The organism is Microcoleus sp. OTE_8_concoct_300, from assembly GCF_031383065.1.
Taxonomy (GTDB): domain Bacteria; phylum Cyanobacteriota; class Cyanobacteriia; order Cyanobacteriales; family Microcoleaceae; genus Microcoleus.
The window spans coordinates 1-14,099 of sequence record NZ_JANMZH010000825.1 but is presented as its reverse complement, the minus strand read 5'-3'; the positions used below and the strand labels follow the sequence as shown (position 1 = coordinate 14,099).

Here is a 14,099-nt window from a genome sequence, read left to right as displayed (position 1 = left end):
TAAGATTAATTAAAGTCGCCCGCTTATGGGCGAGGCTCTCACCCCAAAATTTTGGTAATTAGGAACCCGATCGCCCTTCAGTTCCCCAGTTCGATCGCTCAATTCCTATGTTCCAATAATTTACCGCAACCCTAGAGCCTATTACCAAAGACACCTGGCTACTGTTAGTTCCCAATTCCCAGACGACCAGCCATTGCCGGAGTCAACGGCAACAGCGCAGCAATCATCAAGAACAAAGCTAGCAAACCCAAAGCTGCGCGAGCGTCGTCAGGCTCAGTCAGCTCGTTGAGGCTCGGCCGCTCCAGATTCCGCTGTAAAATCACAATCACGATCGCCCAATACAGAGCCAAAGGATTAACTAAAGAAGCGATCGCCAGCACCACAAACGTCGCCAAAGTAGCGCGACTTGCTATTTTCCGACCATAGATGGCTTGCATGATTCTACCCCCGTCCAACTGTCCGGCCGGCATCAAATTAATCGCCGTTATTACCAAGCCTAACCAACCGATAACTACCAGCGGGTCAACGTCAACAATCTGCTGCTGCAAGCGGGTACCCAAAACCACTTTTGCCAAAGTTCCCACCAAAACCGATCCCTTGAAAAATTCTGCAGGAATTTGAAACAAACTCCCCGGGTGAGACAGCAGCAAACCCGTTACCAGCATTAGCAGAGAAACTATTCCCCCAGCGGCTGACCCGGCAAAAGCGATATCAAACAAAACTTTACGGTTGGGCAGCAGCGACTCAAAACGGTCGATCGCTCCAAAACAACCTATCTGCAAAGTTGGTATAAAAAACGGCCAACTCAAGCGAACCTTGTACCGATTTGCCAGGACTCGGCGAGCAATTTCGCCAGAGCCTAAAACCGCCCAAATTCCCGCCGCAATTGGCAGAACTTCGAGATATCGACCCGGCGAGTTAAAGAAATCGAAACCTAGCAGCAAACCGCCTGTCTCTAAGCTAGTAGCAATTGTTGCCAGCAGCAGCACGACTGCTAGGATTTTTTGAGATAGGTTAGTTGGCTGCGGGTCGTTGGTGCTGGGCAAGATAATAACTACTGGCTTCTCGTCCTGATTTTCTACTAAAAATAGGCGGTAGCGATCGTTTAATTTTTCTGCCAAACTTGCCGTCAAACGTGAGTGTACTTGTTCTGGGTCTCCTCGGAGATTGCCTTTCAATATCACCCCATCTTGATAGGGAATCGTTTCCGTGGCAAAGAAAGTATCAATGCCAAAGATGCCTTTAATTGCCTTGAGGTCTTCAACTGGAACGGGAATTATTTCTGATTCATTATTCCCAGGCGACGAGGTGACGATCTTAATGGTTTCTTTGGCTGGTGTCGGCTGCGAGTCATGGGCCGAGACAGCATCGCTTTGGGACTTTACCTCAGCAGCATCGGGGCGCGATCGCAGCACTGCATCGGATGCAGCCTTACGCAATTGCCGACCCAGATAAATGTATAATCCCGTGGATGCCACCAGCAGCAACAATACCGCAACTAGATTGAGGTAAATCCCGGCGGCGAACAAACCAAAGAACAGCAACCAGGGACTCATCAGCGCAACAGACTGCAACCAAGCCAAAATTCCCAGTTTGCCAAAAGGTCTGGCGCGATAAAATCCCCAACCCAGAATTCCCAGAGCAACCAATACGAGCGCAATTGTTGCCGTATTTTCCGATGCAACTATAGGCATTCCGCTTGCTTGCGCGAATAGGGGCTTTAATCGGTCGATCGCGCTGCGGTCGAGTAATAGCATTAAATTTTGGGGAATATGAAATAGAGTTGTTGGGAACATATCCAAACCTGTCGGAAACTAGCCTGATTACTAAGGATAACCCCTGAGGGCTACTCGGCCCACAACCGGCTGCTGGTGCTGTTTTAACATCGCCGGCGCTTGGCTATTGACACAATAGACTTTTTATGATACCACATCGGCTGTGGCAAACATATACTCAGAAGGGTAGCAGTGTCGATCGCCCGTCCTAGGGAAGATTGGCCCGAGTTTGGCAGGCGGGGCTTTTTCAAGGATTTGTTTCAAAGGCCCGAATCCGAAACCAATCCGAAGCAAATAAGATTTCAACCGCTCTCTCCTTTTCGGTAAAAAAGTGCTGAAACCCTTGATATCATTAAGTTTGTGTAACGGGTACGGCAGGACTTGAACCTGCGACTCGCTGCTTAGAAGGCAGCTACTCTATCCAACTGAGTTACGCACCCAACTCAAAAATCGCTAACAACATTATTCTATCGGTGCAGTGTGCGATCGAGCAAGTAAATTATGTTTTGACACTCAAGCGGTCTGAACACACGCTCCATTCTTGAATATATTTGCAATCTTCAAAGGCATTGTCAAGATGCCCTGACGCTCAAAACAACTACCCAGAGGTATTGCTATTGGGGTTACTTTTATTTTCAAATCGCTTTGAGAGCTCAACACTAGCCAATCCGGTACGCTCCCCACCCTGCCATTAGTTGCTCTTTTTGTGTTCTGCTTCTATGCACTTACGTGCTTCGCGGGAATCTCTCCCTACTAGGAATGGTTCAACACGTAGTTGATTATTCTTACTCGCACCCTGATTATAGGAGAAGATTCACGGCGGTTTCAACCGCCCGGGCGATGCCCGCTCGCGTAGCCGAAGGGTCGTTTCCCGGGCGGGTCCTCTTTGGGACGCCAGTTTTCCACTTACCGAGTTTTTTTTATGACTTACGCAGAAACCGGTTTGATGTAGGAAAATACGGCGTGGAGCGCGATGGGGGAAAAGAACCAAGGTGATGAGAGTGCCTGTGCGTCCTCTTCCTGTATCTGACAAAAGCTGTCGGGACTCACCTGCAAACAGCACAATTTTAAATTTACAATCAAAACTAGGGAGGACGTGAACTAATGTAAGGTATTTAGAGGTCGAGTTGAAACCCAAATATTTTGTCGATCGGATGTCTCCAGAAATTAAGACCGATCTCAGACAGGACAAGAGTAACAGGTGCTTTTTCGGGGATGTCTATTGGTTATGTTAACATTCGATAGTGGTAAAGCCTAAAACGCTGACCCCATTACCGAAAAACCAGAGATCGTTCCCTGATTTTAGGCATGAGTTGAGCCAGGATGACTAATTTGCTGATATTTAGTTATGTTTGCTAACATTCGGCTCGACTTGATATTTGATAAAAATGTGGTAGAACTAGGATTGAAAGACTCAGGTGAAAATCCTTGATGGTATGGAGCCTCTATATAAGCTTCCTCTACGGCATCAAAGCAACACAGTCAATCGCCCGCTCGGCACGAGCGCGAAAATCAAGCGTTGCCAGTACAGCAGTTGTAAACTGTGCGCGGGGGATTTTCCTTCGTGCATTGATTGATACGCCAAAGCAGAGAGACAATCTCAGCTTGGATATTTGTTAGCGTTTGTTAGCAAAAAAGTATCGGAACGCTTGAGGAGAGCACCATCTCTGGGTGATCGGGAGCAATCCTGCTAATTTAAGTGGACTCGCTGAATCAAGAATCCCCTCGCCTTTAGGCATGGGGAGTGTCAAAAGCACAGCACCTCGGCCATGACAGGAGTCAAATCGCAGTGTCATGTTTATTCTGAAACGGCAGGATGTTGAAATAACCAATTTTCAACACCCAAAACGGGATCAACAAATTCCCATTCTCAATTATCAGGGGCAGACTTTTCGCCTGATCAGCGCCTTCAACGGCAAGCAAGCAGAAGACGCCAGAGCCTTGTGGCGGGACTTAACCGACAACCGAGGCAAAGCCTGTGTTCTGCTAGAAGAGCCGGATCGATATAGCGTCTGGGGAAAAGTCCGTTTAGATCAGCTTGCCGGTGAAGAACCGGCAGGTAATGAAGCAGCCAAAGCACCGCTGTTCGCGCAGGCTTGTCTGCTGCTCCTCCAAGCTGTTTACTTCGATGTAGAAGACCTCTTAGGCGCAAGGCAAGCCGCATCGTTTCAGAAAGATATCGCCAAGGTATTTCAGCAGGGAAACTTCCCCCAGGCAGACTCCCCTGATGCGATCAAAAATTGGCTAACCGTTAGTCCCTTGCAAAATCACAAGGCGCCCCCTTGGCAAGAGCAGCATCTCAAGACATTATTGCAAGAACTCCACCGTTTGGGCAAATCATACTTTGGCGATACGGGCTTCGCTGAGGGAGTGAGCGATGTGCTGCAAGATATGCCAGCACCTGATCGCACTCAGTTTCTAGATTGGCTGAAACAATCAGCCCTCAACAAGTTGTGGATCGCAGCATAGAAAATCTTTGACAATTGCTCAGACAATTGGACCGAGATAATTGAGCCCAGATAATTGCACTGTAGGGGGTACGTGATATACAGGTTGGATTACCAACGTGTATTAAGCAACAAAATTGTTGAGTCGGTTTGGAAGCCACTTAATGTCTGGCAATTTAACTAAATTTCGATCGATCGCACTCCCCCACCCATAATCATTGATATGAATGGGGGAGCGCGGAAGCAAAAAAAGAGAGCCCGCAACATTTGAGGGTATAATTTCAGAGATAGATTGGGTACTGTAAAAGCCTTAAGGGTGGAGACATATACCGTATTTCTATCATTAATTTCCGGGCCAAAGATCGACTAACGACTAATTCCTTGAATTAGTAAATAGATATTATTCTTGCTTAGTCTTTCTAGAGTGTACAAGGGCAAAAGTCCCAAGGACACGCTGAAGACGCCAGTTTTTCCGGGAGCGTCAGACAAAGGTTCTGTTGCGAAAGAATCCTCATCGACAATCAAAGATTGAGATGGGGTGCGTTCAACCGCTAGTTAGGTCTCGTGGAATCCCTATGAGTAGTACTTCAGAAAAGTCATCTACATCTCCATCTTTACTGTCAGCTCAGACCCTAGTGATTGCGGGCATTGTCTGGGCTGTAATGGCGCTGCTGTTCTTTTTGCTGTTCAGCGTCCCCTTTTCAGTAGAAGAGGGTTTACCTCTTTGGTACTCGATCGGCACTTATATTTTTGAATGCGGAGCATACTTGGGAGCGGCTTTAGTCTGTTTTAGAAACTGGCAAAGCCCGCACATGGTCAGCGGGCGCAACGTCTGGCTGGGCATTGGTCTGGGGATGCTGTTCTATTTCCTAGGGGGCGTGCTGTTCGGGATTTGGGAACTCTATTTCGAGTTAGACCCGGACGTGTCTCCTGCAGATGCGTTTTATCTGGGCAGCTATGTAGTGTTGATCGGGGGCATGGTTATAGCTGTGACTTCCAAGCGGCTGAATCTAGAAATTTGGCAGTGGGGTTTGTTAGCGGGAATTGCAGCCTTCGGGATTGCTGTAGCTATCTGGGTTGCTGCACCTGACTCTTGGAGAGCACAGCTAGGAATGGGTACAGCACCCACTCAGGAAGTAGTGACAGGATCTCCACCAGCAACCGCTGCCAAAGGAAAAGCGCCTGCTTTGGACAATTCGTCCAAGTTACAGGCAAAAGGAGCAGCAGCGACTGAGGCTGAATCAGCAGAAGAAGAAGAAGAAGCAGCAGAAATCAAAGCTCCCGCATGGGTGATGGCACTTGACAAACAACTGTCGCCTTACAAAAATGCAATCAATTTGTTTTACATCGTCGGGGACGTTTTTCTGCTGATTATTGCTACTGCACTGCTGCTGGCGTTTTGGGGAGGACGTTTTTCCCAATCTTGGAGGATGATTGCGGCTGCAACTTTTTCGCTTTACATCGCAGATATGTACTTTAAATGGCGCGATACTCAGGCTGAGGGTAGTTATCAAAGCGGCAGTTTGCTGGAAGTCTTTTTTGTTTTCAGCGCCATCCTGTTCGGAATTGGAGCTATCTTGGAACATGACATCTCAACCCGTTCTCGCCAGAGCAGGCGCAGTCGTCGCGCAGCGTAGCGATTTGAGATTGGGGTTGGTTTGGCAAGCGATGGGGACGCGAAAGCTTTTTTGCCCTTGTCGGCATCTGTGAGTTTGAAATCGAAAATGAAAAATCACAGTTCGCTGACTGCTAGCCTGCGTCTTTTCACGTCTTTTTGCTGGAAAACTTGGCATGACGCCTACAAAACTCTCCGATTCAGACAAACGCGAACTCATCAGGCTGTACCGACAGTCAAACGAGAATACTATCACTTTGGCAAAGCGCTACGGAGTGAGCAGTTCCACTGTGAGGCGCATCATTCAGGGGGCTTTGTCGGAGCCGGAATACGAATTTCTAGTCCAGCAAAAACAAAAGCGTTTGTCCGATCGCACCAGTGTTTCTGAACCGACAGAGAGGACTACTGAGTCGTCGGCCGATGGCGAAACCGCTCCTGTAGGTGTCCCCCTGTCGGAGTCAGCCCCCCGGCCTCCGTCAGCCTCAAATTCGAGACCGACGATCCGAAAGCGTTCTGGATCAGCCCCTGAACCAGTTGCAGAACTCGAAATTCCAGGAACTGTAGAGTCGAATTTGGATGTTTCTGATTTGCCAGATGTCCAAGCAGCAAAGAAGGCCGATCGGAGCGACCGCGCTGTTGTGACTGGTGAACTAAAGGCAATGCTGCCAGCAGAAGGGCTGCTGGCAGGTGAAAATTTTAGCGATTTCGAGGAAGATGAGGACGAGGATGAGGATGAGGATGAGGATGAGGATGAGGATGAGGATGAGGATGAGGATGAGGATGAAGACGATTTAGAGGACGACTTCGACGAAGATTTAGAGGATGAAGACTCTATTTTTGAAGGCAGCCTGCTGGGTTCAATATCGTCGGGCGACTCGATCGAGCTTCGGGGTACAGGGCTGATTCAAGTTTTGCCTTTAAGCGAAGCATCTCTTCCGAAAATTTGTTATTTGGTGGTCGATCGGGGGGCGGAGTTAATCACTAGACCTCTAAAAGCTTTTGGTGAACTCGGTCAAATTCCAGCGGCGGAAATTCGCGAGAAAACCCTGGCAGTGTTTGACAATCACCGGGTGGCCCGCCGATTTGCTACTCGCAATCAAAGGGTTTTCAAGATTCCTGACGGCAGTATGCTGCAAAAAACCGCGCCTTATTTGGTAGCTAAGGGAATTACTCGATTGCTGATTGACGGTCAGGTGTATTCCCTCTAAGGGATCAAATCTAGTTAATATTGTACGGTGTCGGATTCTTCTGGATTTACCTGAAATTTAGGACGCGAGTTTTGGGAATCTGAAAGGTTCCACAACGGTTGTAGTAGCGCACCTCCGATCAGTCCTGCACTCATACTCATTGCCAATACTACTCCTACGGGCATTTGTATCGATTGAAAAAAGATAAAGTTTAAGGATACTGGCGCGGCGTTCTGCACTGAGATAATGCCGATCGCGCTTGCTAAAATTGCTACTAAAAAACTAATGGCGAGCAGAGGAATTGTTTTCATAAACGCGTTGATCGGCTAGTTATCTAACTGATATTATTATTTAATAATTTAAACATTTCTAAAAATAATATTTTTTTACCCTCCAATTATTGAATAATATACCACAAGATGAGGGTAAAAGTCAAGTAGAGGCGGGAAAAATTACGAAATTTTTTATTCTAATTTTAACTAGAACAGAAGAAGTCTCACACTTACCCTTTGGGTAAGTGTTGTGATGAATTCGCGTGAGTTGACGACAATCCGGTTCCTGATGTGCGAAGCACGGAGGAATCGGATGTTGTCGTCAACGAACAAATATACAGTGGCTTCACTGGGAGAATGTTGTGCTTCTATATATTTGCGAAGCGTAGATACCCTTACCCCCCCACAGTTTGAGACAAAATAAGAACTACTCCCGAATACATCCTTCCAGTAAAACTTTTCCGTCATGAGCCGCAAATTCTTGAGGAATTTTTATAGAATAAATTGACTTCAGATTATTTACCAGCTTCCTCAGTTCCACGTCTGGGTGATATTGAAAGAGTAGGTGAACGTGATCTTCTTCCCCGCTAAATTCAATCAGCTTAAAATCCCACTTGATTAGCAATTATTCCATGACAACCTGCAAGCGAGTCAACATCAGGTTAGTAAAGGCTTTACGCCGATATTTGGTCACTAATACCAAATGGACTTTTAAGTCGCTGACAGAGCGACCTTTAGAGCCGAAAGCATTCTTCACAATCGTTGCTGCACTTCGAGTTAAATTGGTGTAGATTAAAATAGTCACACCGATTCTGGTAAAAAAAGGCAGCGTGAGAACATCTTATCAATACCATTAAAACCGACTAAAGAGCAAGCAATCATTATGTACAACACATTAGATAGGCTGCGTTGTCAATATAATTATTAGCTTGCTCAAAGGTTTGATTAGTACGAGCAAAATCGTTGCTCTATTGGCAGATGTTCGCTTGTTGTTTGTCACATTCCTAAGTTAAAATCTCAGCCCAATAGGTTTAGTCAGCAAGCAACGTTGACTGATATCAAAATTGATAGACCTTGGTATAAAGCTATTCATTCTCAGGTGTTAAAATAAGTACCTAAAAAAGTCGAGTTAGCTTTTGAAAAATGGTTAAAGGTTGACTATAATAGTAAAAATTCAGGGAGACATAGATTTAAAACCAAAAGGCAATACAAGACTTTTACATATCCACAATTCAAGCAGAATCACTTTGTTTGCCTGAAAATTACGCTGTCTAAAATTGGGAATATAAAGGTAATTATTCATCTTCAAATACCTAAGGGATTTGAAATCAAGACTCTTACTATTACCAAGAAGTAAGACGGCTACTATTTAACCCTGAGTCTTGATAACAAAACACTTCCAACAATCAAACCTGATTTTGATGCAAACAATATTGTAGGCTTTGACCTAGGGTTGATTGATTTTATTGTCACCTCAGATAATGAGAGGATTGCCGCACCTAATTTCCTACGCAAAGCTGAAGGTAATAGCTGTAAATCCAAACCGTACCAGTCAAGAGTATTTTAGCTGTGGTCAATGTCCTCACAGAGGAGTCCCACAGAAGCCCTCACTCACCCGAAGGGTGAGTGTGGGAGTATGTCACACAGGTTCTAACTGGGAAATTACCTTTTCCATGTGTTCGGCAACTTGGGTTTCTTTTTCCACAGAATTTGTTTCCATGTAAACGCGCATTAAGGGTTCGGTTCCCGAAGGGCGCAGCAGTACCCAGCCGCCGTCTTCCAGATAAAGTTTAATCCCGTCTTTGCGGCCGATTTCCTTAACGCCAATACCTGCTACTTCTTTGGGGGGATTCTTGGTAAAAGATTCCAAAACGGCTGCTTTGTGGGCTTCTTCTAGGTGCAAGTCCAAGCGTTTGTTGTACAGGGGACCGTCGGCTTCTTTAATGGCTTCTTCGACTAGCTGAGAAAGCGGTTTGCCTTCATAGGCGATCGCCTCAGCAACTAGCATATCAGCCAAAATCCCGTCTTTTTCGGGAATGTGACCCAAAACGCTCAAACCGCCAGACTCTTCGCCACCGATGAGCACCGCCGTTTCCCGCATTTTTTCGCCGATGTACTTAAAACCGACTGCGGTTTCGTAGATTGTTAAACCGTACTTGGCGGCCAAATTGTCCAGCAAGTGGGTAGTTGCGACTGTACGGACGATCGCCCCAGTCAAGCCTTTATTCTTAACCAAGTGACGCGCCAGCAGTAACAGCACGGTGTTTGGAGTCAAGACATTTCCCAACTCGTCCACAATACCAAAGCGATCACTGTCGCCATCGGTAGCCAAACCCAAATCCGCCGCATCCTTCTTAACAGCTTCCACCAACTCAACTAACTGTTCGCCCTTGGGTTCCGGCATTCCGCCACCAAACAGCACGTCGCGGTAGGTGTGAAAACTTTCGACCTCACAGCCACAGTGTTCCAAAACCCCGTCGAGATAGCCGCGAGAAGTCGAGTAGAGAGCGTCGTACTTCACCTTCAACTTAGCAGAGCGAATCCGCTCCACATCGATCAAAGTATAAAGAAACTTCAGATATTCGGGTTTGGGGTCAAAACTGGAGATTTTATCGTTGTGGCTGCCTTTGGCTGGGGCATCAGAAGCACCAGCAATATTGGCCACAATTGTATCAGTAATTTCCGGGGTTGCCGGGCCGGCGTAGTCGGGGATGTATTTGATGCCGCAGTAAGGTGCGGGATTGTGCGAAGCCGTGAACATCAGGGCTCCTGCAGAGTTTAGATGCTTGGCGCTGTAGGCGATGACTGGTGTGGGGCAATCTCGATCGACCACTTTCACTGTCCATCCCAAATCTGCCAATACTTCCGCTGAGGTGCGGGCGAACTCGTCTGCCAGAAAGCGGGTATCGTAGGAGACTAGAACTGGACGGTCTTTGGTGTAAGCGGTTTCTAGGTAACTGGCGATCGCCCGGGTGACTTTTCGCACGTTGGCAAAAGTAAAGTCATGGGCAATCAGTCCCCGCCACCCATCGGTTCCGAACTTGATTTCTGTTGAATTGCTGCTAGCGCTCATTTTATCCACTTCCTCTCGTCCTATTAATCCTACCCGAAGGCATAGCCTTAAAGACCTACTGGCCGTGCTGTTTTTGAGGAGCGATCGCCCGTGGGGCCCGCATCTACCTCATCCTATGGTTGTAGAGGCAGGCTTTTGCCTCCGGCCTGGGGGATCGAACCAGTCAGAGTTGGCAAAATGTGGGAATCGATGGGGCGAGTCACTCGCTAATTCTGGTTTTGAAGGGTAGTTGGCCGATCGAATGGACGACGATCTATTGCGGGCGATTCCCTACGGGATAGCTTCGCTTCACGGGGAAGCTAAAACACTGATCACAAAAAACCCCGCTGGCAATGGCATTAACGAAATGCACATAAATCTGATGCTCATCTCAAATTTAATTCTTTCTTTAGAAAAGCCCAGAGTGGAACTTGTTAGGGTTTACTAACAATCGCCAGACTCAAAATAGATTTCTAATTCAGCTAGGGAAATAAATTAACAAAAGTCACCGCTCGATCGTGCTTGAGCCTAGCTTCATTAAGAAATTAGGGCGATCGACCTAAGCGCTCCAAAACAAAGATAAAGTATTTCAAAGAGCAGTTTTTTTGAGGCAGACTTGACTTTAATTCTCAGCTTTTAAGACAAATTAAATTTATTTCCAGCCCTCTTTATAGGTCACAAACAAAAATTAGGATCGCGATCACAGGGTGACGGTGATCGATAGCACAATAAATAACGTTATTAACGTGCAGCTTGTAAAAGATGCAGGCAGGCGAGCCAAATGGCTTATATCTTTAAGCATAATGGCAGATGACTGTCAGCGTAGAAATGCAGAAGATTGTAGTTAACAACGTTAAAAATTAGGGGAATCGATCGGGTGCGACTTAATAAAAAAACGAGGTTTATCATGACCGGTATTTCACAAGTATCTTCAAAGTCTTTACCGACAGCAGACAAAATTCAACAGGGCTACAGTCTGGCGTCTAGGGGTATTACCGGATCGGACACTCACAAACTCCCAGAGGCTAAAGGCGTCAGCGTTTCTTCCTTCGCAGTTAGCTGGGCCAAAAAATATTACAGTACAGTTGCGGCACGAGAAAACCAAGCGCCACGCCAAATTCCCCCAAGCCCAGAGTTAACCAATTTTGAGGGAAATCGAGCTAAAATAGTTGACAAATTGACAAATAGCCTGAAATTAGCCAGCGAGATAGCTTGGAATAGAGTAGAAGTTCTTTTAGGGGAACAAATAGAGCGGCACGGGATCGATCCGAGCTTAATTAATCCTTTAGAAATTGTGGCTGACTCTGGCACCTTATATCGCAAAGCAATAGACGCTTACGCGGAGAGAGAACCTATTTTTCGCTTGTCAGTGCTGGTGGGAAAAGATATTATCCAAGTGAGGCGGAAATACTCAAAGACTGATGCGTTAGTGCTGGGATTTGTGACGGTGCAATTTCAATACACTAGCAAAATCTTGTTAGGATGTCTTTCGGAGTCAGAACGATCGGAATTTGCACCCTACTTAAAAATTGTAGACGACTACCTGCACATTCCCTACGGAGAGATTAACGAGGCTGCGGCGAATCAGTCCCCAAATTCCAGATCTCTATTAGCTGTTCAGCATTTGTGGCAGCATACAACTGAGATTGCTAGTGCAGTTTACGAGCGGGCTAGTTTCCAGCATCAAGGATACCGCAGCAGCAGCGGATATTTGAGCGATCGGGAGATAAAAATTTCTGGTATCCGGGATGTCGAGATTTTTCAAAGCTATTTGTGCTGGTGCGTTTTGGAAGGTAGTATTCGCCCGGTACAGCAAGAATTGTTTCCAATTTGCGTGATGTTGTACCCCAAACTTCATGTAAGTTGGGAGTTAGTGCAGGATATGCTGCTGATTTTGTTTTGGGAAATATGCGATCGGCTTCCTGCTGAAGATTTAACCGTATTTGTACCTTACTTGCGTACTGTGACTGAGATGTTTTCCAGCGATGTATTTGACAATTAGGTAATTGCCAATTGCCAATTGCCAATTGGCTCAAAATTTACCAGTTGCCTATTTAAAATTAAAAGCAGCGACTGCCAAACACCCCCAACCGACAATAAAAGCAACCCCCCCCAGGGGCGTAATTGCACCCAGCCATTTGATGTCAGTCAAACTCAGGGCGTATAAACTCCCTGAAAAGATGATAGTGCCGGCAATAAAAGCCCATCCAGCCACTGCAAAAAAGGTTTGAGACTCTTGGGCGTAGCTCAAGAGTAAAGCGACGAGTAATAGAGCTAGGGCATGGTACATTTGATAGCGGGCGCCGGTTTCAAAAATTGCTAAAGCTCGATCGGTCAATTTATCTTTTAAAGCGTGGGAGGCAAAAGCACCGCCGGCGACAGATAAACCTCCGAAAAGGGCTGCGGTTGCCAGGAAGATTCTGGTTAAAATTAGTGATGACATATTTTAATGTATTTTCTACTTGGCTTGTGCCTAAGCTGTCGCGCATTTAAATTGCATATTCGGGGCGGGCGGGACGCCCACCCCACAAGAGTTTTATTGTTTTTTGACATACAATTTAAATCCCGAACAGCTTAGATTTAACGCATTACTTTATGGTTGCCGTTAAGGAGTAAGTGACACACCAACATAATTATACCAGAACGCTAAACTTATAGTAGCCTCATGTCCATAAACCGTGCTAAGCGATTTTTTGGGCTATCTTATATTTGGGTTCATCTGTTTAACAAAAATAATTAATGTATGAATTTGCGCTTTTATATCGATCCTGAAACAGATTTACTTCATATCTATGAGCAGGGAGTTAATGAGGTAGAAGTTGAGGATATATTGAGAAAGCCAGGTGAGGATTCTTTGGGGCGTGAAGGTACGCGCGTAGCGATTGGTCAAACTATAGATGGTCGTTATCTTAAGACCGTTTACGTTCCTGAACCATAGTCATATAGGGCTTTTGTTATAACAGCGTATGAGTTAACAGGTAAACCTTTGAGTGCTTATAAACGCCGACAACGTGGTAGGTAACTGGAGTTTAGACTAAAGAGTACGATCGCCCTCAAGCAAAAGTGATCTCGCCACAGCACAATCGAAGGGATGAGAGAACCAACAACCGGCAAAAAAATACCGGGTCAACTCAAGCAGAGTTGACCCGGATGGCGGAAGATAGGGAAGTCTCACCAACCCGATCGACCGCTATGAATAATGTTGTGACGATGGTTGCAAGAGTTTCGTCAAGCCATCTACAACAATCTACGTAAAGCGCAAGATGCTACCTTTGAGTTAATGGATGCACTCTTGTTGACTAGAACAGCTCAAAGTTTAGCCGACTTATCATTATCTTGCGTGTTTCGCCGTCAATGGCCAAGCGTTTACGAAGCATTACAAGACACTCGACCTGATCGACAACAATTAATGAAACTTTACATCCAACAACTCCCGCGCTCGGAACGAATTGTCCTCGCGGGCGACCATAGGAGGAAAGTCGAGACCGTTCGCCAAAACACTGAAAGAACGTACTTACCAACATTCCCCATCACAACTGGGAGGTCGCGGGCGTGACTGTAGGATACGGTTACAGTACATTGGCGTGGATACCTGAAGCACTCTTGAAGTTGGGCCTTGCCACTGTTGCACGAGAGAATTACCAGTTGGGACAGTCCAATTTCTCAGGCTGTTCAACAATTATCGAGTGTCAGTTCTCACTTGCCGTCAAGAGCGCTATCGTTGTGGGACAGCGAATACGGCTGTGCGCCG

The 14,099-nt window shown here is 46.3% G+C and carries 11 protein-coding genes, 1 tRNA gene and 1 pseudogene; 7 read left to right on the top strand and 6 right to left on the bottom strand.

Annotated elements, in window-relative coordinates:
- Nucleotides 1-164 precede the first annotated feature (164 nt).
- Together ACUVJL_RS36480 and ACUVJL_RS36475 are read right to left on the bottom strand one after the other, a co-directional pair.
- Entirely contained in the window at nt 165-1,796 is a 1,632-nt protein-coding gene (locus tag ACUVJL_RS36480; RefSeq protein ID WP_445250277.1) for a site-2 protease family protein, read from the bottom strand.
- 345 nt (nt 1,797-2,141) lie between these two features.
- Nucleotides 2,142-2,215 (bottom strand) — tRNA-Arg (locus tag ACUVJL_RS36475).
- Between the two features lie 1,354 nt (nt 2,216-3,569).
- Here ACUVJL_RS36475 and ACUVJL_RS36470 point away from each other — a divergent pair.
- The 3 genes from ACUVJL_RS36470 to ACUVJL_RS36460 all read left to right on the top strand — a co-directional run bounded on the left by ACUVJL_RS36470 (nt 3,570) and on the right by ACUVJL_RS36460 (nt 7,045).
- Nucleotides 3,570-4,244 (top strand): Npun_F0813 family protein, encoded by a 675-nt coding sequence (locus tag ACUVJL_RS36470; RefSeq protein ID WP_445250276.1) that lies wholly within the window; start codon nt 3,570-3,572, stop codon nt 4,242-4,244.
- A gap of 553 nt (nt 4,245-4,797) precedes the next feature.
- Nucleotides 4,798-5,859, top strand: coding sequence for a hypothetical protein (locus tag ACUVJL_RS36465; protein WP_445250275.1), 1,062 nt, complete (start codon nt 4,798-4,800; stop codon nt 5,857-5,859).
- 154 nt (nt 5,860-6,013) lie between these two features.
- Nucleotides 6,014-7,045 (top strand): hypothetical protein, encoded by a 1,032-nt coding sequence (locus ACUVJL_RS36460; RefSeq protein WP_445250274.1) that lies wholly within the window; start codon nt 6,014-6,016, stop codon nt 7,043-7,045.
- A 14-nt stretch (nt 7,046-7,059) separates the two neighbouring features.
- Here ACUVJL_RS36460 and ACUVJL_RS36455 read toward each other — a convergent pair whose 3' ends face one another.
- The 3 genes and pseudogenes from ACUVJL_RS36455 to ACUVJL_RS36445 form a co-directional block, all read right to left on the bottom strand.
- Nucleotides 7,060-7,335 carry a lipopolysaccharide assembly protein LapA domain-containing protein gene (locus tag ACUVJL_RS36455; RefSeq protein ID WP_445250273.1) on the bottom strand — a complete coding sequence of 92 codons (276 nt, stop codon included), beginning with the start codon at nt 7,333-7,335 and terminating at the stop codon, nt 7,060-7,062.
- 309 nt (nt 7,336-7,644) lie between these two features.
- A pseudogene (gene tnpA / locus ACUVJL_RS36450) lies at nt 7,645-8,053 on the bottom strand (IS200/IS605 family transposase); the annotation flags it as partial.
- Nucleotides 8,054-8,935: 882 nt separating this feature from the next.
- Complete coding sequence (locus ACUVJL_RS36445; RefSeq protein WP_445250272.1) at nt 8,936-10,369, bottom strand: phosphoglucomutase/phosphomannomutase family protein; 1,434 nt, start codon at nt 10,367-10,369, stop codon at nt 8,936-8,938.
- Between the two features lie 241 nt (nt 10,370-10,610).
- Between ACUVJL_RS36445 and ACUVJL_RS36440 the strand changes: the two genes are divergently transcribed.
- Together ACUVJL_RS36440 and ACUVJL_RS36435 are read left to right on the top strand one after the other, a co-directional pair.
- Nucleotides 10,611-10,796 (top strand): hypothetical protein, encoded by a 186-nt coding sequence (locus ACUVJL_RS36440; protein ID WP_445250271.1) that lies wholly within the window; start codon nt 10,611-10,613, stop codon nt 10,794-10,796.
- Between the two features lie 459 nt (nt 10,797-11,255).
- A complete protein-coding gene (locus ACUVJL_RS36435; protein ID WP_445250270.1) occupies nt 11,256-12,350 on the top strand; it encodes a hypothetical protein in 1,095 nt (364 codons plus the stop codon).
- A 48-nt stretch (nt 12,351-12,398) separates the two neighbouring features.
- Here the strand turns inward: ACUVJL_RS36435 and ACUVJL_RS36430 are convergent, their stop codons facing one another.
- Nucleotides 12,399-12,791 (bottom strand): DUF423 domain-containing protein, encoded by a 393-nt coding sequence (locus ACUVJL_RS36430; RefSeq protein ID WP_445250269.1) that lies wholly within the window; start codon nt 12,789-12,791, stop codon nt 12,399-12,401.
- 300 nt (nt 12,792-13,091) lie between these two features.
- Between ACUVJL_RS36430 and ACUVJL_RS36425 the strand changes: the two genes are divergently transcribed.
- Together ACUVJL_RS36425 and ACUVJL_RS36420 are read left to right on the top strand one after the other, a co-directional pair.
- On the top strand, nt 13,092-13,286 hold the full coding sequence (locus ACUVJL_RS36425; protein WP_445250268.1) for a hypothetical protein: 195 nt from the start codon (nt 13,092-13,094) through the stop codon (nt 13,284-13,286).
- Between the two features lie 276 nt (nt 13,287-13,562).
- Nucleotides 13,563-13,904, top strand: a complete 342-nt coding sequence (locus ACUVJL_RS36420) for a hypothetical protein (protein ID WP_445250267.1) — start codon at nt 13,563-13,565, stop codon at nt 13,902-13,904.
- Nucleotides 13,905-14,099 lie beyond the last annotated feature (195 nt).